The sequence below is a fragment of the Acetobacterium sp. genome (assembly GCF_030652775.1).
GTDB lineage: Bacteria > Bacillota > Clostridia > Eubacteriales > Eubacteriaceae > Acetobacterium.
In genome coordinates this window covers 78,212-103,048 of sequence record NZ_JAUSPS010000010.1, presented here as the reverse complement: position 1 = coordinate 103,048, position 24,837 = coordinate 78,212, and the positions used below count along the sequence as shown (strand labels likewise).

The 24,837-nt window shown below is 44.6% G+C and carries 21 protein-coding genes; 12 read left to right on the top strand and 9 right to left on the bottom strand.

The window, feature by feature from the left end; translation table 11 throughout:
• On the bottom strand, positions 1-426 hold the full coding sequence (locus tag Q7J41_RS01680; RefSeq protein WP_304884620.1) for an FtsX-like permease family protein: 426 nt from the start codon (positions 424-426) through the stop codon (positions 1-3).
• Between the two features lie 265 nt (positions 427-691).
• On the opposite strand from Q7J41_RS01680, the gene Q7J41_RS01675 reads away from it, so the two are divergent.
• From Q7J41_RS01675 to Q7J41_RS01660, 4 genes are all read left to right on the top strand, one after another.
• Entirely contained in the window at positions 692-1,543 is an 852-nt protein-coding gene (locus Q7J41_RS01675) for a CPBP family intramembrane glutamic endopeptidase (RefSeq protein ID WP_304884619.1), read from the top strand.
• Positions 1,544-1,633: 90 nt separating this feature from the next.
• Positions 1,634-2,422, top strand: coding sequence for a nitroreductase family protein (locus Q7J41_RS01670; protein WP_304884618.1), 789 nt, complete (start codon positions 1,634-1,636; stop codon positions 2,420-2,422).
• 12 nt (positions 2,423-2,434) lie between these two features.
• Positions 2,435-2,857, top strand: coding sequence for a MarR family winged helix-turn-helix transcriptional regulator (locus Q7J41_RS01665; RefSeq protein ID WP_304884617.1), 423 nt, complete (start codon positions 2,435-2,437; stop codon positions 2,855-2,857).
• A 150-nt stretch (positions 2,858-3,007) separates the two neighbouring features.
• Entirely contained in the window at positions 3,008-4,471 is a 1,464-nt protein-coding gene (locus tag Q7J41_RS01660) for a YdiU family protein (RefSeq protein ID WP_304884616.1), read from the top strand.
• Positions 4,472-4,634: 163 nt separating this feature from the next.
• On the opposite strand, the gene Q7J41_RS01655 is transcribed toward Q7J41_RS01660, so the two are convergent.
• Complete coding sequence (locus tag Q7J41_RS01655) at positions 4,635-5,513, bottom strand: LysR family transcriptional regulator (protein ID WP_304884615.1); 879 nt, start codon at positions 5,511-5,513, stop codon at positions 4,635-4,637.
• 156 nt (positions 5,514-5,669) lie between these two features.
• On the opposite strand from Q7J41_RS01655, the gene Q7J41_RS01650 reads away from it, so the two are divergent.
• The 7 genes from Q7J41_RS01650 (at position 5,670) to Q7J41_RS01620 (ending at position 13,829) form a co-directional block, all read left to right on the top strand.
• Positions 5,670-6,011 carry a cupin domain-containing protein gene (locus tag Q7J41_RS01650; protein ID WP_304884614.1) on the top strand — a complete coding sequence of 114 codons (342 nt, stop codon included), beginning with the start codon at positions 5,670-5,672 and terminating at the stop codon, positions 6,009-6,011.
• 9 nt (positions 6,012-6,020) lie between these two features.
• Positions 6,021-6,695, top strand: coding sequence for an epoxyqueuosine reductase (locus Q7J41_RS01645; RefSeq protein WP_304884613.1), 675 nt, complete (start codon positions 6,021-6,023; stop codon positions 6,693-6,695).
• A 417-nt stretch (positions 6,696-7,112) separates the two neighbouring features.
• On the top strand, positions 7,113-7,712 hold the full coding sequence (locus Q7J41_RS01640; protein ID WP_304884612.1) for a hypothetical protein: 600 nt from the start codon (positions 7,113-7,115) through the stop codon (positions 7,710-7,712).
• Between the two features lie 188 nt (positions 7,713-7,900).
• Complete coding sequence (locus Q7J41_RS01635) at positions 7,901-10,231, top strand: ABC transporter permease (RefSeq protein WP_304884610.1); 2,331 nt, start codon at positions 7,901-7,903, stop codon at positions 10,229-10,231.
• Positions 10,232-10,241: 10 nt separating this feature from the next.
• Entirely contained in the window at positions 10,242-10,964 is a 723-nt protein-coding gene (locus Q7J41_RS01630) for an ABC transporter ATP-binding protein (protein ID WP_304884608.1), read from the top strand.
• Between the two features lie 193 nt (positions 10,965-11,157).
• Positions 11,158-11,724: a TetR/AcrR family transcriptional regulator gene (locus tag Q7J41_RS01625; protein WP_304884606.1), complete on the top strand. Its 567-nt coding sequence runs from the start codon at positions 11,158-11,160 to the stop codon at positions 11,722-11,724.
• Positions 11,725-11,930: 206 nt separating this feature from the next.
• Complete coding sequence (locus Q7J41_RS01620) at positions 11,931-13,829, top strand: oleate hydratase (protein WP_370650970.1); 1,899 nt, start codon at positions 11,931-11,933, stop codon at positions 13,827-13,829.
• 173 nt (positions 13,830-14,002) lie between these two features.
• On the opposite strand, the gene rsgA is transcribed toward Q7J41_RS01620, so the two are convergent.
• Positions 14,003-15,061, bottom strand: coding sequence for a ribosome small subunit-dependent GTPase A (rsgA, locus tag Q7J41_RS01615; protein ID WP_304884601.1), 1,059 nt, complete (start codon positions 15,059-15,061; stop codon positions 14,003-14,005).
• Positions 15,048-15,464 carry an RNHCP domain-containing protein gene (locus Q7J41_RS01610; protein WP_304884599.1) on the bottom strand — a complete coding sequence of 139 codons (417 nt, stop codon included), beginning with the start codon at positions 15,462-15,464 and terminating at the stop codon, positions 15,048-15,050. The genes rsgA and Q7J41_RS01610 overlap by 14 nt, the downstream gene beginning before the upstream one ends.
• 477 nt (positions 15,465-15,941) lie before the next feature.
• Here Q7J41_RS01610 and Q7J41_RS01605 point away from each other — a divergent pair, with 477 nt between their 5' ends.
• Positions 15,942-16,433 carry a prolyl-tRNA synthetase associated domain-containing protein gene (locus Q7J41_RS01605; RefSeq protein ID WP_304884597.1) on the top strand — a complete coding sequence of 164 codons (492 nt, stop codon included), beginning with the start codon at positions 15,942-15,944 and terminating at the stop codon, positions 16,431-16,433.
• Between the two features lie 152 nt (positions 16,434-16,585).
• On the opposite strand, the gene Q7J41_RS01600 is transcribed toward Q7J41_RS01605, so the two are convergent.
• From Q7J41_RS01600 to Q7J41_RS01580, 5 genes are all read right to left on the bottom strand, one after another.
• On the bottom strand, positions 16,586-19,168 hold the full coding sequence (locus Q7J41_RS01600) for an ABC transporter permease (protein WP_304884595.1): 2,583 nt from the start codon (positions 19,166-19,168) through the stop codon (positions 16,586-16,588).
• Positions 19,165-19,848, bottom strand: a complete 684-nt coding sequence (locus Q7J41_RS01595) for an ABC transporter ATP-binding protein (RefSeq protein WP_304884593.1) — start codon at positions 19,846-19,848, stop codon at positions 19,165-19,167. Before Q7J41_RS01595 ends, Q7J41_RS01600 begins: the two co-directional genes overlap by 4 nt.
• 82 nt (positions 19,849-19,930) lie before the next feature.
• Positions 19,931-20,920, bottom strand: a complete 990-nt coding sequence (locus Q7J41_RS01590; protein ID WP_304884591.1) for a sensor histidine kinase KdpD — start codon at positions 20,918-20,920, stop codon at positions 19,931-19,933.
• A complete protein-coding gene (locus Q7J41_RS01585; RefSeq protein ID WP_304884589.1) occupies positions 20,907-21,593 on the bottom strand; it encodes a response regulator transcription factor in 687 nt (228 codons plus the stop codon). Before Q7J41_RS01585 ends, Q7J41_RS01590 begins: the two co-directional genes overlap by 14 nt.
• 271 nt (positions 21,594-21,864) lie before the next feature.
• Positions 21,865-24,732, bottom strand: a complete 2,868-nt coding sequence (locus Q7J41_RS01580; protein WP_304884588.1) for a methyl-accepting chemotaxis protein — start codon at positions 24,730-24,732, stop codon at positions 21,865-21,867.
• Between the last annotated feature and the right edge of the window lie 105 nt (positions 24,733-24,837).

The window sequence follows — 24,837 nt, the reverse complement described above, 5'->3', positions numbered from 1 at the left end:
TCAATGATATTCTGCTTTTGCAGTCGATGGGCGGCATAGCGGGTAAGTGCTCCAGGTGATCAGAAATACTGCGAGCACGCACAGTACGATGGCAAGCCACGGCAACGCATACGGAATGGGAAACACCGATCGAATCGGTAAATTTATAAAAATGCTCACGATAATTCCAACTGGCAGGCCATACATGAGCGCTTTCATCGAACATAAAACGCTCTCGAGGTTCAGCATCTGCTTCAATCCTGCCGCTGTCATGCCCACACTCTGTAAAATGGCAAATTCACGGGAGCGCATCCGTACATTGGTGGACATTGTACGGATCACATTGGTAAACCCGATTAGCATGAGAAGCACGACAAAGCTGTACATAAAGATCAAGGCCGGAACAATGGCGATGTTCAGTCTTTCTCTTTTGATGAAGCCAAACACACCGCCAAAATTTCAAAAAGAACCGCTGTTATGAGTATGACAGGGGTGACGTTTCGTTTGTCAGGCTAGCACAAATGTGGTAGACTGACTAAAATAACATGAGGCGAAATCAGAAACGGCAAGTCGTTTCAGGTCGTTTGTTGTCTTTAGTGAAAAAAACTCACAACAAAAGCGTCGATAGAGAAGTGTCCAGAGTTATGATTGATACAAAACATAGTAAAGGGGATCAAATATTGGATAGTAAGGTTGAAACAAATGAAAATAAATGAAAAAAAGAGGTCGAAAAAACACAAACAAGTTAGCCAGAGGTGTCCTTGTATATGAACTGATGATGTTTTTGATTGTTATTGTAGGTATGATTCTAAGCATGATACCATTTTTTACTAGTAATAATGAAGTAAATATCGATTCTGCTATTGATCAAATGGCTAGTGAGGCAATGAATAGCGGAACTTCAAGTATCATTGCGGTGTTCATAGGGCTGCTCTTTTTATTGTTTTATTTTCGAAAATGCGACTATCGGAAATTAATGTTTCATTCGCAAGAGAAAATGACCCGTGTATCATTTTTGGTAGTACTGACAATTTTTATGTCTGCTCAGGCTGTTTTTAGTTTGCTGGGTGCAGGAATTGAGACTTCCCTCAACCAGTTTGGATTTAGCATTTTGGGCGAGATTGAGAGTGCATCCAGTGGCAGCAGCACGATATCGATGTTCTTATATGCTTCTTTTATTGGTCCGATTGCGGAAGAAATTATTTTTCGTGGTTTTGTCATGAGAGGATTTCAAAAGTACGGAACTTATTATGCCATCTTTATGTCCGCAGTGATTTTTAGAGCTTTTCATGGTAATCTGATTCAAAGTATCTTTGCGACTCTGGTTGGTCTAGTATTTGGATATGTCGCCATGAAATATTCTATAAAATGGGCCATCCTGTTACATATTATAAACAATTTTATCTTTGGCGATTTGCTTTTCTTTCTGACTTCAAGTTTAAATGAGTCCACGCAACCCATTGTGCTTTATGCGATTGAAGGAGTTTTCTTTGTCGGAGCAATCGCAATAATACTACTGAAAAGAAAAGCTGCCGGTTTATTGAAAGGGAAAAGTAGTTATTGAAATTTTTAATTCAAGACTGGACGCTTGACAATTTGGCAAACATATGTTATCTTTCGTATATTGCGAAATACGTAATATACGAAAGGGGAAATGATGAGTTTAAGAGAAAGCATACAGACAAGAAAATCGGTGAGAAGGTATAAGGATACATGCGTAGAAAGAAATATTGTAATAGAAGTAAAGAATGATTTGCAGAATTACACATCTAAATTCGGCACTTCCAGGGTGAGATTTGAAGTCTTGACGGCTGAAGATGAAACAGAAGTTGCTAAACTAGGTTTTTTATGGGGAGTTGGTAAAATTAACGCACCATATTGTATAATCGGAATATGCGAAGATGACCAAGGAATGCAAGAACTAGGATTTGCATTGGAACCAGAAGTGCTGAAACTTACATCAGCTGGATATGGAACTTGTTGGCTAGGTACTTTTGATAGAAAGGCATTGAATTTAAAATTTAATGTTAAGGAAAAAGAACAGATTGGCGTGGTAATAGCATTTGGCGCAGCACAGGAGGGCGGATTTTTAAATAGTAGTTTTAGAAAGATTGCTGGAAGCACAAAAAGAAAAGAAATTAAAGAGATCTGGATGAATTACCCTGAAGTGAAAGCGGCCGAAGAGATTGCCATGTTAGTAAAAATGTCTATTTTGGCACCGTCATCAAATAATGGACAACCAGTAAGAGTAATTATTAAAGAGAAAAGAGCAGATTTTTTTCTGATCGGCAACAGTAGAATAGATGCTGGAATTTTTATGTCGCATTTCTATCTATGTGCAAGTGAAATCTGTGATAATGTTAATATTTCGATTGAGAGCTACCCTCTAGAATGTTATACTCAAGAAAAAGCAACAAAATATGTAGCAAGTATATTTTTTTAGAAAGGAAAAAGCATGAGTGGAAAAAAAGTGAATTCAGAGCAGTTGCTACAGTTATGGCACAAGATAATGATAAGTGGAGATGTAACTGTGTGTACCGAGAAATTAAAAGGTGCATCGATAATTGATGTGAATATACTTAGATTGTTGGAAGAAAATAAAACAATGATGTTGAGAGATTTAGGCACTAAGCTTTCGGTTAGCCCAAGTACATTGAGTAGTGCAATTAAGCGAATGGAAAAGAGCGGACTGATTGAGCGAGTTATCTGTAAGGAAGATTTAAGATCCTATTCTATAACATTGACAGACGATGGTAAGCAGACAATTAATGAGCATTATGAACTAGAACTAAAGATCATGGATACGTTGCTAGGTCGTCTGGATTCTGAAAACGAGAGAAAAGAATTTCTAAAGATGCTGAGTAAATTAATCGGATAGAAAAGGTTAAAGATGACACAGGGTCGTTTCGCTTGTCAGACCAGCATAAATGTGGCAAACTGACCATAACAACAAGAGGCAAAATCATAATTAGCGCGACGTTTCAGGTCGCTTGTGACCTTGAGTGAAACGAAAGAAGTGGTGATAACGATGGAAAAAAATGACATTGGTTGGAATTTGGAAAATAGTTACGCAAAACTGCCGGAATTATTCTATACCCCGCTTGAATTAGAAACGGTCAGCGCGCCGAAACTGGTTATTTTGAATCAGCTTTTAGCAAAAGATATTGGTTTGGATTCGGAAGCGCTGATGGGTCAGGACGGGATCAATATCTTAGCCGGTCAGGCCTTGCCGGCAAATGCTAAACCGATCGCCCAAGCGTATGCCGGTCATCAATTTGGCTATTTTACGATGCTTGGTGATGGCCGGGCAATGCTGATTGGCGAACAGATCACACCAGCCGGCGAGCGATTGGATATCCAACTCAAAGGATCAGGGAAAACGCCTTATTCGCGCAGTGGCGATGGTCGCGCGGCGTTGGGACCGATGCTTCGGGAATATCTGATCAGTGAAGCAATGCATTATCTGGGCATTCCGACTTCCCGCAGTTTGGCGGTCGTGACAACAGGCGATCCGGTGTATCGCGAAAACCCGCTCAAAGGGGCTGTTTTAACCCGGGTGGCGGCCAGTCATCTGCGGGTCGGCACCTTTGAATATGCAGCGCAGTGGGGAACCGTCACGGATGTCAAAGCTCTGGCTGATTATGCCATTAACCGGCATTTTCCCTTGCTTGCGTCGGAACAAAATGTTTATCTGGGTTTATTGGACGAAGTCATCAAAGCGCAGGCTGCACTGATTGCCAAATGGCAGTTGGTGGGCTTTATTCATGGGGTCATGAATACCGATAATGTGACCATCAGTGGCGAAACCATTGATTATGGCCCCTGCGCCTTTATGGATCACTATGATCCGGAAACGGTATTTAGTTCCATTGATCTGCAGGGACGGTATGCCTATCGGAATCAACCCAACATTGGTTTATGGAATTTGGCCCGCTTGGCCGAAACCCTGATTCCGTTAATCGATGACAATCAGGAACAAGCCATTAAATTAGTCGAAGCCTCCCTGCGAAACTATCCTTCATTATTTCAGGCGGACTGGCTCCAAGGAATGCGATTAAAACTGGGAATTGTAAATAAAGAGCCGCAAGACGAGCTGCTGATTGCCGAGTTATTGGGATTAATGAAGCAGTATCAGGCCGATTATACCAATACCTTTATTGATTTAACGCTTGACCGAACCCAGTCGACTGAATTATATGAAAGTGATGCCTTTAAAGATTGGCTTGACAGGTGGAAAGCCCGATTGGAAAGACCGGCGCAAACCGATCAAGACATCAAAAAGTTAATGCAACAAGCGAATCCGGTGGTCATCCCAAGAAATTATCAGGTTGAAAAAGTCTTGCAAGCGGCTACCGATCAGGATGATTTTAAGCCCTTGCAGCAATTATTAGCAGTCCTTCAATCACCATACGACTATAATTCGCTTAATCAGGAGTTTATGACACCACCGGAACCGTCGAATCGTCCCTATAAGACCTATTGTGGGACGTGATTTTTTAATGTCATTTTATTTAATAAAGTGCGATTTAAGACAAACATGAAAACGATGGGATGACAAACAAAACATTAGATATGCCTGATTTTATAACTGGCATTCACCGATGCAGTTCTGAGTGAGTGAATCAGATTGCGAGAAATTTCGCAGTTGCTTTCTGTCAAATCAATTCTTTAACAAGATCAATAAAGTCGGCTAAATTAGGGGATATCCACTTTGAATCATGGCAGACGAGCTGGGTGTAGATGTTGTAATTATTTTTATACGGAAGCGCATTTAACAAATTAGCGGTCAGTTCTTTCTGAACTGCCAGATTGGGAAGTACGCACAGGCCCAAACCGCTCGCTGCCATTTCTTTTATTGCTTGAACACTTCCGGATTCCAGTGCGATTTGATAAGGAATTCCATGAGCTTTTAAATCATATTCAAACGCCGCACGGTAATTGCAACTGAAGCTTGTCAGGACTAACGACTGATTGGCGAAATCCTTTATAGCGAACACATTTTTTGACGCTAACGGATGTGTTGGCGCAGAAAGAACCAGAATTTCCTCGCGTTTTTTCAATAAGGAAGTGATCGAGGGATGTTTGATGGGATTTCCGATCGTTAAAGCGATATCGATTGTGTTATCAGTCAACTGCTGCACGACTTGATCATTTTCAATGAGTTTTAAGTGAAGCTCAATATTTGGATGGGTTTTTTTAAATGATTTTACGATCGCCGGAAGCTTAAAAATACAAAGTGATTCGGAGGCACCAATAATGATTTGGCCATGAGATGAAAGGCTGTTGTCAATTCTATCTTTGATCGTTGAAGCAAGTGTCAGCATTTCAACGGCATATGGCAAAAACATTTCCCCTGACTCAGTAAGAAAAACCTTTTTTCCAATCCGATCAAGGAGTTTTGTATTTAGTTCCTGCTCCAATTGCTGAATTTGAGCGGAAATACTGGATTGGGCGTAGCCGAGCGCATCGGCTGTTCTGGTATAGTTTTTATTTTTTGATAAAACCACAAAAGTTTTCAATTGCTTTAAGTCCACAGGTATAAACTCCTTCCTGTTACGATCGAAATAATCGATGATTACAATAGAAATACATCGTTTCACAGATCGATTGGTTTATAGTAACATATAGATACCGCAGGCACAATAAAAATCTCCGTGCCTGATGGGAAATCAGGTGGAGGTGTAACAAAGATGAATACGACTATTTTTCCAGAACCTGTCTTAAGACTGCCGGAGGCAGATATTCCGATCAATGGTGTGACGGCATATTTGTCTCAGGCAGAAAATCATCAAATTATTTTTATGGTGTTTGCCGAAGATACTGACTTACCGGAACATGCGCATGAAGGTCAATGGGGCATTGTACTTGAAGGTGAAATCGAGCTTGTAATCAATGGAATAAACTATTTATATCGGAAAGGTGATCAGTATTTTATTCCCAAAGGAGTCAAACATTCAGGTAAGATATTTGCCGGATATGCCGATATAACCTACTTTGATCAAAAAGACCGATATGGATGTAAAACGTTGTAGGGGATGGATATGAAAGCGGAATTATGTGAAAAAATTCTCGATTTTGGCGCGGACATTTGTGGATTTTCAAGTCTTCAACGATTTGCAGGTGCACCCAAAGGCTTTCATCCGAGTGATATATTTCCAGATTGCAAAAGCGTCATTGCCTTCGGGATCGCACTGCCTAAAGGCATCTTAATAGCTGATTCTCAACTGATTTATGCATATTTTAATAGTTTTACCGGTTCTCAGGTTGATCAAATTGCATTTCAATCCGCCGCTTTTTTAGAGAAGACCTATCACGGGACGGGCGTGCCATTACCCAGCGACGGGCCTTACGATGATTGGGATGAAGAAAAAATGGAAGGTCGTGGCTTGCTGTCAATGAAGCATGCGGCATATCTTTGCGGAATCGGTACGCTTGGCAAAAGTACGCTGTTGCTTAACAGTGAATACGGAAATCGCCTGGTAATCGGAGCTGTTCTGACCGATCTGCAAATAGAATCCGATGAACTGGATGCCGAAATATGCCTTGAACATTGTGATTTGTGTATCCGAAGCTGCCCGGTCGGGGCAATCAGCGATAGTGGTGTCAGACAAAAACCGTGCCGAATGAACAGTTATGGCAAGAACAAACGGGGCTTTGATACCGTATCCTGTAATCAATGCAGAACCATTTGTCCGATGCGATTTGGCTCATCGTAAGTCGCAGGCCCTTCGTTTGCTAAATGAAATGGCAAATTTTGTCAATACAGTCCTAAACTTGAAAGCTGCTTGTCCGATTATTAAGAAGATAAAATTTTCAATGCATAGCTTTATTTATATAATCCACCGGTTTTAATTTAAATACATCGATTTTTGAAAATTAACAAACCTTGATTATTTGATGATGCGAGCGATTGCGGCAATATCTTCAGAAGCTCTTGCAGCAATTATTGGCAGTCCTTCAATCACCATACGATTACAATTCGCTTAATCAGCAATATATGAACCACCGGAACCGTCGAATCAGCCCTATAAAACGTATTGTGGGACGTGATTTTTAATAAAGAAATGTCGATTACTTGAAACTTGGTACAAATGGAAATTCCAATACCATATCGGAATAATAGGAGGAATTGTATGAATATAAAGAGTATATCTTCCGGATATAACATTATGTCTTCCGAAAAAAGCAAGGTTACATCCACCAAAAAAGTTCAGGAAGTTAGTGATTCATTAAAAGAAACCATTGTAGCTCTAGCAAAGGAAGATGCAGAAAATACAGTATATATGGGAGACCAATTTCGCGCGCTGCGAATGCGTGAGGTAGAAAAAGTCGCACCGAACAGGGCTGCCGCCATGGCAAAGGCAACAGCAATTATGAATTCGGAAAATAATGCCGAGTGTCTAAAAAAAATGAAGGAGGCTGATTATAAGTGGATCCGGATGTTGCTGGGATTACCGTATAAGGCTCAATTCGAAACAGGGCCATTAGGAACAGGCGCTCATGTTTTTGACGAAAATGGAGATGAAATTGCAACCTATACGCCACAAGTTGGTTGGCAGACCCGTTCATCAAAGGCTGAAAATACTAAATCGGACGAATTGATTTTTATTTATTATGATGCCTATATTGAAGCCAGACAGGCAATGAAAAATGGGGCTGTCTCAAACACGCAAAGACCTGCTGGGGTAGATACAACGATACAGCAAAATGTAAGTTTGGATGTGAAGGTATAACAATTTGCTTGGTTGAAGCTGAATGATTTAGAGAATATAGCGACAAATTTTTATATACGGTAAAACAGAAAAGGTGCTTGACATTTTTAGCAAGAGAATGTAAAATTTTATTACCGACCGAGAGTCGATAGGTTTTTGCTCTCGTATCGACTCTCGGTCGGTAACGAATAAAATTTGAAAGGTTGAATATGAAACTTTTGCTGAATCTTGTCCGCAAGGACTTTAAAAGAAACCGGGTTATCACAACTGCCCTGGCAGTATTTCTGATTCTTTCAGCTGTTTTTATGGCAGGCGGACTGAGGGTTACCGGGATCATGCTGTCATCGTTAAATGGTTTGAATAAGATCGCCGTGCCGCCAGAATATGTGCAGATGCACAAGGGCGAATATGATGAACAGGCATTTGCGGATTTTGTCGCCAAACAAGATTATCTTGAGGACGCCCTGGTTGTCAGGATGCTGAATGTGAATAATGCCCAAATTATCTGCAACGGCGAATCGTTGGAAAAGTGTCTGATGGACAATGGCTTTGTTACTCAAAATGAAAACTTTGACTATCTGCTTGATCAGAATAATGAGATTGCAATTGTACAAGACGGTGAAATCGGTGTACCGGTTTACTATGCCGAGGGTTTAAATTTAAGAGCAGGCGACACCATTGTGCTGCAAAACGGAGATTATCAAAAAGAATTCAAGGTCGCGACGATTATCCGTGATTCGACGATGAATTCATCACTTTCTTATTCAAAGCGATTTCTTATCAGTGCGAACGATCAGAATGAAGTGGCGCTTCATATGGGAGAATGGGAGTATTGTTTCGAATTTCTCTTAGCTGAAGAGGTAGCCCCGACTGTGCTGGAAAAGGCATATTTGGAGGCCGGCCTGCCGTCTAACGGTGTGGCCGTTACCGCAGGGATTTTCAATATGATCAATGCTTTTTCTTACGGGTTGGTTGCACTGGTAATTATTGTGATCAGTATTTTGTTGATCACCATGTCGGTATTATGTCTCTCTTATATTATCCGGGCGACATTGGCAGAAGAAAATCACTCAATTGGCGAAATGAAAGCTATTGGAATTCCCGGAAAGGAAATAATAAAACTATATCAAATAAAATATATCATCCTGGTTCTGATTGCCGGGGTGATCGGCTATCTGGCGGCGATTCCTTTTGGTGAATTTTTTTCGGCAACGGTAATTCGCTATTGCGGCGATGGCAGCAGTCAGTGGATGCAATGGTTATTTCCGTTGGTGGGCGTCGTTTTGCTCAGTATTTTTGTTGTCTTCCGGTGCCATCGGATTATCCGGAAGCATTTGAAGCGGACCGTGATGGCGTTAATCAGAGGCGAAGAGAACATAAAAAAAGAAGGTCATTACAGGCTTCCTTCAAAGGGATTAAAGGTCGGGAACTTCTCAATGGCTTTAGGGGAACTTAAATGTAAGTGGAAAGAGTATTTTGTAATATTCTTGATATTTGTTTTTTCTTCTTTCCTGATTCTGCTCCCCATGAACATGAACAATACCATTAATAATCCGGTCTTTCTAACGTATATGGGCATTGGCAAAAGTGATGTCCGGATTGACATACAATACAGCGACAATTTGGCGCAACAAAATGAGGCGGTGATGACTTATCTGGAAAATGACCCGGCTATTGAACGCTATGCAGTCTACCAGAATGGTTATGTACAGTCCCAAAATATCGATGGAGAATGGGAATATTTGCGGGTACAGAACGGAGAAAATGCTGTTTTTCCATTAGAATACCTGGAAGGGCAGGCACCTCAGGAAGAAAATGAGATGGCGCTTTCATATCTGAATGCGGTTGATCTGGGTAAAAAAGTAGGCGACTCCATCACCGTGAGTTATCAGGGGAAAGAACGGATCTTAAATGTCTGTGGTATTTATCAGGATATTACTTATGGCGGAAAAACCGCCAAAGCAGCCATCGATTTTGATAGTAAGGATATCGAAGGATATATGATCTATTTGGATCTTCAGGAGGGCATCGATATCGACAGTAAAGTTGCCCAAATGCGAACGATATTACCCAACAGTAAGATTACCCCGTGTAATGAATTTGTTTATCAGACCCTCAGCAGCATTATTACAAATATGAACCGGGTGCAAGGGGTTGCGGTGGTGATTTCCTTAATACTGACCATTTTGATTACGGTCATGTTTCTTCAGCTGATGATGGCAAGGGAACACAGTGCCATTGCCGTCAAGAAAGCGATCGGATTTTCCACCCGAGATATACGGGTACAGTTAGGAATCAGGATTCTGGTGATTCAGTTCGTCGCGATTATAGCCGGAACGCTGCTGGCCAACACGCTGGGGGAAGCTATTTTTGCAGGAATGCTTGCGACCGTCGGAGTCGCTAAAATAAAACTATTGGTAGAGCCGGTCTGGGCTTATCTGCTTTGTCCAGCCGTACAACTAGGGGTAGTGGTTATGACCATAATAATTGGAACCAATACGGTTAGAAGCTATCACATCAGAGAACAAATAATGGAATAAGGAGCCAAAAATGATAAATATTGAAGGGATCAGTAAGTCTTTTAAGGACACAAAAGTATTAAATGATGTCTCGTTTGAAATCGAAAAAGGCGATTTTACGGCCGTGATGGGGGCCTCCGGTTCGGGAAAGTCAACACTGCTATACAGCGTCAGCGGAATGGACAATATCAGTGCCGGGCAGGTTATCTTTGAAGGGGTAAATATCAGCGAGTTACGGGAACGGGAATTGTCCAGATTCAGACTGACTAAGATGGGCTTTGTTTTTCAGAATGCCCAAATGCTGAAAAATCTGTCGATTTATGATAATATTATTTTGCCGGGACTTGTCGCTAAAAAAGAGCTGCCAGAGAAAATCAGAAAACGCGCATCGGAACTGATGGGGCGGATGGAGATTAGCGGAATCGAAAATCGTGATATTAAGGAAGTTTCCGGAGGTCAGTTACAGCGAGCATCGATTTGCCGGGCGATGATTAACAAACCAGATATCCTTTTTCTGGATGAACCGACAGGGGCCCTGAATTCGGAGGCGACAGAACAGGTTTTGGAAATATTAGAAGAACTGAACAATGAGGGGATGACAATCATGATCGTTACTCACGACCCCAGAGTCGCAGCAAAAGCCAAAAAAGTCCTTTACATACGGGATGGTCAGATTGCGGCCAGTAAGGATCTCAGAAACGGCAGCGGTTCGGAATTTGAACTCGGCAACTGGCTTAAAGAGGTGCACTTGTAATGGATGCAGGGTCTGCTGTTTCTGGGCCTGGCAAAGGAAAAGTTCGAGATCTGCGTCATGTCGTATTAGGCTAATTTTGATGTATGATGATGGAAGTGAACAAAATGATTATGTATGGATTTTTTGATGGATCAATAAGAAAATACATAAACAAAGAACGGTTTAAAACATTACAGAACAGAAGGGACAGATTATGTCAAATTCTACAAAAGCAGATTTGGAAGTGTCTTTAAAAAAACTATTACTCATAAAACCATTCGACAAGATTACAATTAGTGATCTGGCAACGGATTGCGGAATTAGCAGAATGACATTCTACTACCATTTTAAAGACATATACGATTTAGTGGAATGGAGCTGTGAAGAAGATGGAAAAAGAGCTTTGCAGGGGAAAAAAACATATCATACCTGGCAGGAAGGTCTGCTGCAGCTGTTTGAAGCGGTTTTAGAGAACAAACCCTTTATCTTGAATGTTTATCGTTCGGTGAGCAGAGCGCAGATAGAAAATTATTTATATCAGTTAACCTATGGACTCCTGGAAGGGGTGGTTAAAGAACAGGCCCAGAATACGTCAATTACCGAGGCAGAGATGAATTTTATCGCCGAGTTTTACAAATACGGTTTTGTGGGAATGATGCTGGATTGGATTAAAAATGGTATGAACGTGGATCCGAATGCCATAGTTGAAAAAATGAGTACAACCCTCAGCGGCAATATTGCCAATTCAATTCAAAATTTCGCAGCCAAACGTCATGCATGAGTATCTTTTTATCAAAACAGGCAGAGTGATCAGTTTTTTATCATTCTGCCTGTTTTGTAAATTGATAAGTCATTAAAAAAGTCTTACCATAAAGAAAAAACCTATTAGCGTTGAAGCGTGATGAAAGGCAGGATAATTTAATGGCAAATAAAAAAGTGAAAGTCGGATTGGCAACAGTGGCAGTGGCTGGCGCTGGCGTAACCGCAATGGTGGTAAAAAACAAGCTGATAAAAAATAACGAGAAAAAGCAAATACCCCAGGATTCTAATTACCGGAACACAGAACGTGGGAAACATCAAAAAAATAGTAAGGGGATCTATTATACCAATGGTAATTACGAAGCTTTTGCAACCCCAAAAAAACCGGAAGGGGTTGAAGAAAAAAACGCCTACATTGTCGGTAGTGGCTTAGCGGCACTGGCAACAGCTTGTTTTCTGGTTCGGGATGGACAAATGCCGGGCTCGCACATTCATGTTCTGGAGGCAATGGACATCGCCGGTGGGGCCTGTGATGGAATTGAAGATCCGACCAGAGGATATGTGATGCGGGGAGGCCGGGAAATGGAAAACCATTTCGAGTGTCTGTGGGATTTGTTTCGCAGTATTCCGTCCCTTGAAATCCCGGGCGCCTCAGTTTTGGATGAATTTTATTGGTTAAACAAAGAAGATCCCAATTATTCATTGTGCCGTGCCACCAGAAATCAGGGCGTTGATGCCCAGACAGATGGGAAATTTAACTTAAGTCAGAAGGGCTGCATGGAAATCATGAAACTCTTCATGACAAAGGATGAAGATTTATATGACAAAACCATTGAGGATGTATTTGATGAAGAGGTGTTCGCTTCCACGTTCTGGCTTTACTGGCGAACGATGTTTGCCTTTGAGAACTGGCACAGTGCGCTGGAGATGAAACTGTATTTTCAACGATTTATTCATCATATTGCCGGTTTACCAGATTTTAGCGCTTTGAAATTTACCAAATTCAATCAATATGAATCATTGATTCTACCAATGCAGAAATATCTGGAAACAGCCGGCGTTAACTTTGAATTCAACACCGAAGTAACCAATGTCATCTTTGAGATCGCTGAAAATAAAAAGGTCGCCAAAGCAATTGAATATAACGTAAACGGGGTTGAGAAAGGGCTGGTGCTGACAGAAAATGATTTGGTATTTGTGACAAACGGAAGCTGTACCGAAGGAACAATTTACGGCGACCAGAATCATGCGCCAAACGGGGATGCCGAAGTGAGAACAAGTGGCAGCTGGAGCCTGTGGAAAAACATCGCCCAGCAGGATCCGGTGTTTGGACATCCGGAAAAGTTCTGCTCCGATATCAAGAAAACAAATTGGGAATCAGCAACGATCACAACCTTAGATGATAAAATAATGCCATATCTCACTAATATCTGTAAGAGAGATCCTAAAAGCGGTAAAGTTGTAACCGGTGGGATTGTAAGCTGTATGGATTCGTCATGGCTGCTCAGCTGGACCATTAACAGACAAGGACAGTTCAAGGAACAGGATAAAAACAAAGTGTGTGTATGGGTCTATGGCCTATTCTCAGATGTACCGGGAGATTACATAAAAAAACCAATGAAAGATTGTACCGGCAAAGAAATTACTAAAGAATGGTTGTATCATTTGGGTGTGCCGGTCAATCAAATTGATGAACTGGCTGAAAACAGTGCCGTCTGTGTGCCAACCATGATGCCTTATATTACCGCTTTTTTTATGCCAAGAACCAAAGGGGACCGACCGGATGTTATTCCGGAAGGCTGTGTTAATTTTGCTTTTCTGGGTCAGTTTGCCGAAACCCCCAGAGATACCGTCTTTACAACCGAGTATTCAGTAAGAACCGCAATGGAATCGGTCTATGGTTTGCTTGGGGTTGACAGAGGTGTGCCGGAAGTGTGGGGGAGTGTTTATGATATCAGAGAGCTGCTTGACAGCAGTGTTAAACTGATGGATGGAAAATCACCATTGGAAATTAAACTGCCGGGCCCTCTAAATCTGATAAAAAAACCAATCATTCATTTTACAAAAGGAACCGTGATTGAAAAAGTACTAAGAGACCATGATGTTTTAAAAGACGAGATGCTTTAAGTTCCGATCAGAAAAAAACGCTGCAATATGATTTAAAAATTACCCGGTCATCAAGAAAAAGGGCCTGATCTTTGCATCGCAATGCGCAAGGATCAGGCCCTTATCGTAATTATAAGTAAGCAGTGGCACCTTCAAAATCCTGCACCAGCGTGGTGGTCAGATTCTTGACGATATCACTGTTTTTTATTGTTTCGGTTCGCACAGGCGATCTGATAGAATTTTTCCTTCTTCTTTTTTAAGAAGGCCGCTTTGTTTTCGAAATAGTCGTTTTCGTCGGTCAGCTTCTGATAGGCCTGCCAGCGTTGGGCAGATAACTGTCCTGTTTTAATAGCAGTTGCGATTCCGCAACCGGGCTCGTTTGTGTGCGTGCAGTTGCGAAAACGGCAAGAATTGAGGTGAGTTTCCACATCACGAAAAGTTTGATCAAAGCCGGTGTTAACATCAAGCATGCCAATTTCACGCATACCCGGGGTATCGATCAGCATGCCACCATCGGCTAACCGGATCAATTCTCGTCTTGTGGTGGTATGACGGCCCCTGTCATCATTTCTGATCATCTGGGTATTAAAGAGTTGGGTACCGCTTAGCCAATTGATCAGGGTTGATTTTCCAACCCCAGATGAGCCGAGTAGAGCGACTGTCTGACCTGCTGACAAATAGGCCATGAGATCCTGAAAGCCTTCATTTTGCAGGGTTGAAATACCGAGGATATCAACGCCGATGGCGATTGCTGCAGCCGCTCGGCATTTGGCCAGCAGATCATCAGTCAAGTCGATTTTGGTCAGGACGACTACCGGGGTTGCGCCGCTTTCCCAGACCAGACTCAAATAGCGCTCCAGCCGACGCAGATTAAAATCGTTGTTGACGGACATGCAGATAAAGATGGAATCGATATTAGCGGCGATCACCTGCGCCTGACTGGATGATCCGGCAGCTTTGCGAATAAAGACGCTTTTGCGGGTCAGCTGATGGTGAATAATGCCATGACCCTGGTCTCCGGAGGGACGATCGAGCATCACAAAATCACCGACAGCCGGAAAATTGGCGGCCTCAATCGTTTCGTAGCGCAGCCGGCCCGACAATTCGGCGAAAAATTCGCCCTGTTCCGAAATAATCCGGTAAATCCCCTTGGACTGAGACAGAATGCGGGCGACAAAAAGTTCCGGATATTGAGCGGCTTCCAAACGCAAGGATGCGCTTAAACCGTACCCGTCCAAATCAATCCTGCTCATTGTTGTCACCTGTGGCGCTAGTTAGGACCTGTGTCATTTCTTCCAGAGGGAAGGGTGGACTGGCCAAAGGGGCTACGGCGATGGACATTAGTTTAAGAGGGTTGTCATCGGCGGCAATTCGGTTGGAGCTAAGCTGCCCACAGCGGCGACAGCGATGAATAATTGCCCATTCCTGATTCTTGCGAATCCAGACGCTGATCGGTTCCATCAGACCACTGCAATTGGCTGAGCGGTCACCGGGTAAAATATCAACATGAAGACTGAACAGACAATGGGGACAATGATTACGGTGTTTGGTTCCGGCACCGGTAAATGAAACGACACGGCCACAATTCTGGCAGAAGAAACTCTCCTGACAGGGTTGACGCTGATAAACGTTTTTTTCTCTATTTGAATATTTCATTATTTTTCCTCCTGAAAGTATGTTGGATACAATGCGGGAGGTTTTGCAGAGATTAGATTTTGCAAACCTCCCGGTCTGCCACACTCTCTGCTTTATTTTGTTTTAACATAAAAACTCCTTTCAATCTGTCGATCAATGCAAACAAGACAGGATGATAAACGGAGTATTTGACAGCGCGACTTCTAAACAAGGCGCTGATCAAATGCTGTTTATCTCAGTCGATTGCACATCCTTATTCTAATGCTTTCAACCGTTATTTTCAAGTATTTTCTGGAACTGGCTGGATCTGCTGAGTTGCTGTTCTTAATTATGAAGGGAACAATTTCTTGAGGAATGCTGCCGTAATTTGCACGGCTGGGGCACATCACAACTGAAAACAAGGCATAAATCAAAAAACAGCTTATCGTGCTACTGTTTTGTGGTAAAATCAGCTCATCGATAAAGATCAACTGCGATCAAAAAGGAAGGTGAACCATCATGTTTGTCAATAAGCAAGCAGTACTGGAGTTGCTGGATGAGACGAAGATTTCTTATCAGCGGGTTGAACACGAAGCGGTATATACCATTGATGAAATGAAAAAACTAAATTTGCCTGACGCTGATTGTATTGCCAAAAATTTATTTGTTCGGGATGATAAAAAGCAGCATTTCTATTTGGTTTCGGTCCAAGAAGAAAAGCCAATCGATCTCAAAAAGCTGCGGGAAATAATTGGCTCGCGGCGCCTCAGCTTTGCTTCCGAAAAGGATTTGCAGGAAATAATGGGACTGGAAAAGGGTTCAGTCACACCATTTGGGGTTTTAAATGACAAGAACAAAAACGTTAAAGTTTTTATTGACGCACGCTTTAATAATCGCTTAATTGCGATTCATCCCAATGAAAATACGATGACGGTGTGGTTGAAAACAGCGGACCTGATTGAGCTGTTGCGGGATCACGGGCGTTCAGTTGAGATGATTAATCTCGTCTAAGTAAAAAATAGCTCCGAGAGAATTTGTGATAAGGTATGACAAAGGGGGTGATTCGCTTGTTATGCCTTTGTGTTTTTTTGAGTTCTACAGTACCTTTCGGGGCGATTACGAATCACTCAACCCCAATTCCACAGACTCTTTTTTATTTTGAATCACGTCATATCATCCCGCAGGGCATCAATGATATTTTCCTTTTTGATCTTGCTAACAGCATATAGCATTGTAATAAATACCACAAAGAGCACGCTGAACACGCTGATGGCCATACTGCCCCAGGGGAACACAAAATCGATATTGTCGGTCCCGCCGAGAACCATCCCTTTGTAAATCAGCCAGGAAGCGATGGCCGCGCTGGGAAGCCCGAAAAGCAACGCCCGCAGTCCATAAAAGGCACACTCAAAATTCATCATCTTTTGGAAATCCCGGTCGGACATCCCCACTGAGCGGAGCATCGCAAGCTCCCGCCGGCGCAGCTTGATATTGGTGGAAATCGTGTTGAACACATTGGCCACTGCAATCAGCGAAATCATCATGATAAACGTATAAGCAAACACATTGGCAATGAAGATGTAATTGCGGCTTTCGTCAAGCATTTTATAGGTATTGTAGAGGGTGTGATCGGCTGTAATTCCGGCACCCTGAATCATCGTTTCCATTTCAGCCGTCGACGGAGTGGGATTCGTTGAGCGAAAGGTCAAGCCCTTAACAGCCACATCAGAATCAGCGGTTTCAAACTGCGCTTTGAGCGAATAAGGGGCCATTACCCTAAAAAAGAACGGAGTTTTCGACCCGCTGTTTCCCGGGATCGGGAGGGTATCTGGTGGTACCGTCTCGACAAAGGTGACGCTGACGTTTTGCCCCGGTTCCGTTCTTGGCTCGCCATTTGTTTCGGGAGCAATGGTGAGATTCAGAGAAGAACACGCAAACAGATCACTAAGCTGATCAACCTCCCACATCTGATTGTCCTGGCCAGGCATTTTGGCAACGGCGATCATTTTCGCATTTGCCCCGGTATAGTCCGCGGCCGGTAAGCCTAAGTTGTTTAGCATATTCAGATAGGTGGTGTCATCAAGAAACTGGAGGTCCATAGGCAGATTAACCGTTTCGTCCGGCGCAGGTGAACCCGCGGTTACCCAATAATCGTCGGAAAGATCACTTGCTTTGGCAACACATGAATACTTCATCAGCGCTTGATACGAGCTTTCATAAACATTGTCGGCAGTTTTTAGTTTGTCGTAAAGCAGTAGCATTTCGCGATCGTCCATATCCTGGGTGGCAAAGCCAATGTCATAGGTTGTAAAGGCGACTGACCGCTCGGCCGCCTGTTTCATATCGGTTACAAAAGCGCTGGCCGAGACGAACAGGACGATGCTTAGAGCAAGCGACAGGACAATGCTGCGATAGCCTTTCTTGTTGCGCTTAAAATTCTTGAGTGCCAGGGTTCCCTCCAAACCGTATAGTCGCAGGGCCAATTTTGAAGTTTTGACAGCCTGGGATTCAATTTTGATCGCATTGGTCTGGCGAATGCTCTCCATCACAGGTGTATTGGCAGCCTTCCGGGCGGGAATATAGGCCGAAATCAGAATCGTAACCATGCTCACCGCTGCCGCAACGACAATGACAGGGATCGATACGGTCAAGGTTAACGGGACGTTACTGTACATGACGTTGCCAAAATTTTTGGCGACAATGGAAATCACCAGGCTGATACTGCCGAGGCCGACCAAAATGCCAATCGGGATGCCGACCGCACCAATGCAAAGCCCCTCAAACAGTACCGAATTTCGCAGTTGCTTGGCGGTGGCACCCACCGACGAAAGAATTCCGAACTGTCGGGTACGTTCATTCAGCGAGATGTTGAAGGCGTTATAAATCAGAAAAATTGAGCCGATCATGATGATGGCGACCAAAATGCCGCCAACCGTGTATAAAAATAAGTTGAAGATGTTATCGTCTGAAAGACCCATGAAGCGCAGCACGTTATCGTTGAAGACATAAGACTCTGCTCCGGCGGCGCTGCTGGCGTAAGCCTGGACACTGCGGGGGTTTTTAAGTGTGACAAAGACGCTTGCGCTATCTGCTTGATCTTGGGGATCGGCTTTGGTGATTAAGGTATATCCCGGTGCGGTCGATTCCTCAAAGCCGGGCCGTTGGTAGAGGCCGACAACCGTGTAAGTTCGCTGGTCTTGTGGTACTAGCGTTTCATTCCCGGCAGTGTATGGGTCGTGTTGACCGAGATTTTCGTTGTCACTGATGCGGTTGCCGACAGCCAGTGAAAGCGTGTCACCGACCGCAAATTTAACGCCGCCGTTGGCGGCGACGCTCCCCGAAACAAGAATCTCCCCGCTGTTTTCCGGCAGCCGGCCGGAAATCAGGTTGATCGACAAGGTATCAAAGGCTTCGGGACTGAATCCAGCGATAAAAAGATAGGGCTTGTCCGGGTTTTTACCGCCGTCAAGGGTGGCGTAGCCGATATTTTCAAAGGCCGCGGTGTTAGCGACGCCCGCGTCGTGGCTGCGTTCCTGGGCAAAAGCAGCTGGGATGTCAAAAAACTCGACATGCCAATCGCCGTATTTCTGGGCCGCACCGTTGGCGAGATAGGAAAGCAGCGAAACGCCAAAGGTCGCGACGGCCGTGATCATGGCGGCCGACAGAACCACGCCGATAATTGTGACAATCGTTCGGGTACGGCTTTTTATCATGCTTTGCAGGGTGATTTTGTGAAAAATATTCATGGCCGTACCCGTTCATCTCTTACGACTTTACCGTCTGAGATGCCGATAATGCGGTCGGCCTGCAGGGCGATATTTTCGTCATGGGTGACGAGCAGCAGAGTCTGATGATATTTTTGATTGCTTAATTTCAGCAGTTTGATAATTTCATGGCCATTCCGGCTGTCCAAACTGCCCGTGGGTTCGTCGGCCAGCATCAGCGCCGGGGCGTTCATCAACGCCCGTCCGATCGAAACCCGCTGTTGCTGACCGCCCGAAAGCTGATTGGGTAAATGCGTTTTACGGTCTTTAAGCCCCAGCAGTTCCAGCAAGTCATTCAGCCGTTCGGCGTTGACCTTGCGCTTGTCCATCAGGATCGGCAGGGTGATGTTTTCAACTACGTTCAGGGTCGGAATAAGGTTGTGAAACTGGTAAATCAGGCCAACCTGCCGTCGCCGGAAAATGGCCAGTTTTTCATTGTTTTGGGCATAGACATCCTGGCCGTCTAAAAACACCTTGCCGCTGGTTGGCACGTCGACACCGCCGATGATGTGCAGCAGTGTCGATTTTCCAGATCCGGAGGAGCCGATGATCGCGGTAAACTCCCCCTTTTTTATTGTCAGCGAAACATGATCCAGGGCGGTAACCTGGTTTTCGTCCTTGCCGTAGACCTTGCATAAATTTTCAATTTTTAAAAACTCCATTATGTGAGTCTCCTTTCTCATGGTTTACCCATATAATAGCAGTTTCAACTTACATCGTTGTGACTTTCAGGTGAGAGATCCGTCACTTTGAGAAACGAATGGCAAAGATCGCGCCGCCCTGGGGATGATTTTTGGCGATAATCGTCCCGCCCTGCCGGGTGATAATCATCTTGCAGAGCGCCAGGCCAATCCCGTATCCAGTGGCGCTTTGGTTTTTGCCACGATAAAAGCGGTCAAACAGGCAGGGTAAATCGGCTAAGTCAAAACCCGCGCCGCTATCATGGATGGTCATCTCGGTATACAGTGGGTTGTCCCGGCAGAAAATCTCAATTTTCCCGCTTGCGCCAATGCTATCAATGCAATTTTTGAGGATGTTTTGAAGCGCTTCCGAAAGCCAACCGGAATCACCCGGGATCATTAGCCCTTTCGGAACCTCTACTTGTACATCAATATCGTGCAGTTCGATTGGGATTAGCAGCGGGCGCAGCGCAGCACCGATCAAGTTGTTAACATCGATCGGCTCGCTTTGGAACACCACAATGCCGGCATCCAGGCGGGATAATTTGAGTAGGGAAGTAAGCAGCCAATCCATCTGCTGCAGCAATTCCTCGGTCTCCCGCAGAAAGGCTTGCCGCTCGTTTTTATCAGGGTTATTCGCTAACAATGACAGAATCAGATTTACGGATGTCAGCGGGGTGCGAAGTTGGTGGGCGATGTCGGCCAGTGAATTGGCCAGATGCTCCTTCTCTTTTTTCAAGGCGTCGTTTTGCTCCCGAATGCGCAGCGTCATTTTAGTTATCTCGCTGTGTAAAATAGAAAGTTCGCCCTCGTCCGATTCACCAATATACAGGTTGTCAACATTATGAAGGACCCGATCGATTTGATTAGAAATCTGTGCTAGGCTTTGGTAGCGGGCTTTGGTAAACGCGAAAAACGCGGAGCCAAAGGCGGCGGCAGCAGCGGTGGCAAGGATTCCCGCCGCCATATTGATGGCAAAGCCCAGCATCACCGTAACGGCGGTGATTAAGGCGAACACAAGAGCAAATTGCCGAAACTCTTTATTCCGCAACATCGTCCCCACCCAATCGATAGCCCGTCCCGCGAACGGTCAGAATGATTTGCGGGCTGGCGGGGTCGGTCTCAATCTTCTCCCGCAAGCGTTTGATGTACACGGTTAAGGTATTGTCGTTGACAAACTCGCCCGCCGCATCCCACAATTCGTCAAGCAGCCTACCCCTCGTGATAATACTTTTAGGGCTGCTGATAAACACCAAAAGCAAGCGATATTCTAGTGCTGAGAGAAAAACCTCGTTGCCGTTTTTTTTCACCAGGCCGCTGGCGGTATCAACATGAAGATTGCGAATTTCAAAAGCCGCTGGCGAACGCCCGCTTTTGCGTAGGGCGGTGCCAATGCGCGCAATCAATTCCCGGGGCCGAAACGGCTTGGTGATATAGTCGTCGGCGCCCATGTTCAGGCCGGTAACAACACTCGCTTCATCGCCGGAAGCGGTTAGAAAGATAACCGGAATATCCCCGGTTGCTTTTATTTCGGTGCAAACCGCAAAGCCATTTCCGTCAGGCAAAGAAATATCAACCAGCGCCAGGTCAAATTTATTCCCGTCAAGGGCGGCCAGGGCGTCACCACGGGTCGGGGCGTGAGTGACGGTAAATCCCTCCGCACGAAGCAACAGGATCAGGTTTTTAGCGATGGCCTGATCGTCCTCAACCAAAAATATCCGTTTCATTTATTTTCACCATCCTTAATTTTACTGCGTTTATATTGTATTTCTTTTGACGAAAATATTCAAGCGTCCCATTGTGACGCTATCAAACACCGAAAAACCATGGTGAACGTGACAGAAAAAAACGGTTGGGGATAATTTTTGCGTCCTGCCGACTCGGTTACGCGAAACCCGGGATAAAAAATCGGACAAGAAAATCTTACCAATAAAAAAACAGCGACTCAAAGTTCGTTTTTTTTTCTGATTATCCTCTGACATCAAATGTGATGTCCGGTTAGTATTTGTCGATGTCATCATCCAAATTGATCGTAACTTCGGACGAACGTAATCTGGTTGTTTTTACGGGTTGGAAAGCTGTTTCTTTTCTGATTGAACGTGATGTACTTGAATCCTTGGTTTTAAAAGCTTCCACCATTTGTTTGAGCATTTCAGCCTGGCCGGAAAGCTCTTCACTGGCGGCGGCGCTTTCTTCGGCGGTGGCCGAGTTGGTTTGAACGACCTTGGATACCTGTTCGATGCCCCTGTTGATTTGGGTGATTTCAGTGGCCTGGTCGTTAGAGGCCTGGGCGATACTACCGACCAGATCGGTCACTTTTTGGATTTGATTTAAAATCTCTTTGAGGCTTTCTTCGGTCTGATCGGCAATTTTTGTGCCGGCGTTGACCCTGTCAATGGATCCTTCAATCAGACCGGTCGTTTCCTTGGCGGCTTCGGCACTGCGGGCGGCCAGGCTTCTTACTTCTTCGGCAACTACCGCAAAGCCCTTGCCATGCTGGCCTGCCCGGGCGGCTTCAACGGCGGCGTTCAGAGCCAGAATATTGGTCTGGAAGGCGATATCATCGATGACTTTGATGATCTTGGAAATGCTTTTTGAAGAGTCGTTAATGTCCACCATGGCGGTGACCATTTTATTCATCTGATCATTGCCCACTTTTGCATTACTTCGAACCTGTAAGGCCAGGTCATTGGCATCATTGGCTCTGATGGCATTTTTCTTAGTTTCGGCGGCGACTTCTTCAATGGAAGCGGTCAGTTGCTGGATCGCACTGGCCTGTTCGGTGGTACCCTGGGACAAGGCCTGACCACCATCGGAAATCTGCTGGGAGCCGATTTCAACCTGACTGGCGGCAATATTAATGTCGGATAGGGTGGCACTGAGATTGGCGGTGATGTCGTTCAGGGCTGTTTTGATGGCCTGGAAGTCGCCCAGATAGTCGGCAGTGATGTGCTGATCGAGGTTCCCCCGGCCGATTTCTTCTAAGGTAGTGGTGATTTCACTAACATAGCGTTTGAGGAAGTCGACGGTTTGATTCATATTGTCCTTGATAATAGTATAATCACCCTGATAAGAGCCCACCATCCCGGTGTCGAGGTTTCCCTGAGCCAGTTCGTTTAGGATCGCTGATGCTTCCTGAACCGGTGCCACCACGGCATCAAGCGTGGCGTTGACACCATCAACAATCCGAGCAAAATCACCCTGATGTTTGCTGATATCCGCCCGGGTATCGAGGTTTCCGGCGATACCGGCCTGCGCCAGCATTCCAACGTCTTGAACCAGTGCCTTGATCGATGCCACACATTGACTGACGGCGTCGCCAATAATCTGGAAGGTCTCATAGGTCGTCTGAGTATCGGCGTCACAGTCGGCAAGATCAATTACAACATCGGTATTCCCCTGGGAAAGTTTGGTGAGTTCGGTCACCAGCTTTTGTGTTTCATGTTGCTGATAATCCGATATTTTTATCATCCGCCGTTCTTCTGTGCGGATGGCCGTCAGATCGGTGATAAATTCCATCGCGCCAATAATATTCCCGGAATGATCGGTAATTGGCACCCCGGTATAAGAAATATCGAGATCTAAACCATTTGGGTGCGCATCCGTTTCGCTGGTTGCTTTATTACCGGTACGCATCGCTCTGGTGCAGGCACAATTTTCCGAATGGCAATCGGATGTCTTAAAAAGACTGTGACACGGCTGACCGAGGGCTTCATTTTTGGCAAGTCCCACAACCTGAGCCGCTGAATCATTCAAATAGAGAATGTTAAAGTCATTATCAATGATTAAAACCGGGTTGGGCATGACATCGATGTAGCCAACCAGGGCACCCAGCATCGCATTGACTCCGCCAACGATTTCTTTAAACCCGCCGTTAAAGGCATCGGCCGTACCGCGTGTGTCCAGACGTCCTTCCACGGCGGCTTGCGACAGCATGGTTGATTCACTAATCAGATCCCGGATGGTTGCGATGGTCTTTATAAGTGCGGGGGAGATTTCGTCCTGGTCATCTTTGACTTCAATCGTCGCCGAAACATCGCCTTCGGAAATCTGGTTCATGGTCGCAATCACTACATTCTGTAGATCATCGGCCAGTCCATCCATGGCCATGGCCATCTGGCCGATTTCATCACGGCTGTTCATATTCAGCCGCGCACCCAAATGCCCCAGCCGCATTTCTTTGATCATATATTCCGCTTTTTTAAGCAACCGACTGATGACTAAACTGAGAAAAAAACCTAGGGACAGAGCCATCAGAACGCCGATCGCCATCAAGGCCGTCATGGTGGTCACGACGTTGTTTGTCTGATTGTGATTGCCCTCGGACAGTTCTTTGCCATCCTCCACAGTCATATCGTGGATTTTTTCCAGGGCATCCTGTTCGGCCTGCGAGGCAATCCCGACGACCCCGGTAGTTGCGATCCGGGCAAGCGCTTCTTCGTCCTGATTCTGGCGAGCCAAGGCCATTACTGCTTCCAACTCGGTCGCATAAACCTTTCGGGAATCGATGAACTGCTGATACAGTTGCGCCATCTCATCATCGAGAATATTCTGTTCAAAGGATTCCGATAGTTGGGTGATTTGTTCACGGCTCGCAGCGATTTTATCGCCAGTTGCCGCAATGATTGCGGGATCATCGGCAATGATCATATCTCTGATGTAGCTATTGATCTTCCCGAACTCAATACCCATATTCCCACTATCCGAGGTTGGCAGCGTCACGTGTTCATAAAGTTTCGTGCTGGATGTATCCAACGCTTTTATATTTGTGATCCCCACATAGCCGATAATACCAACGAGGACTGTTACCAGCATAAATCCGGCTAAAAGCTTTGTTCTGATCTTCATGTTATAAAACCATTTCATTCTTATAATCTCCTGTCATTATATTTAATTTATAATAATTCTAAACTAAAGATATCTAATAATCAAGTCGATTACCTAATGTTTATGTAAAAAACATGTAAATTC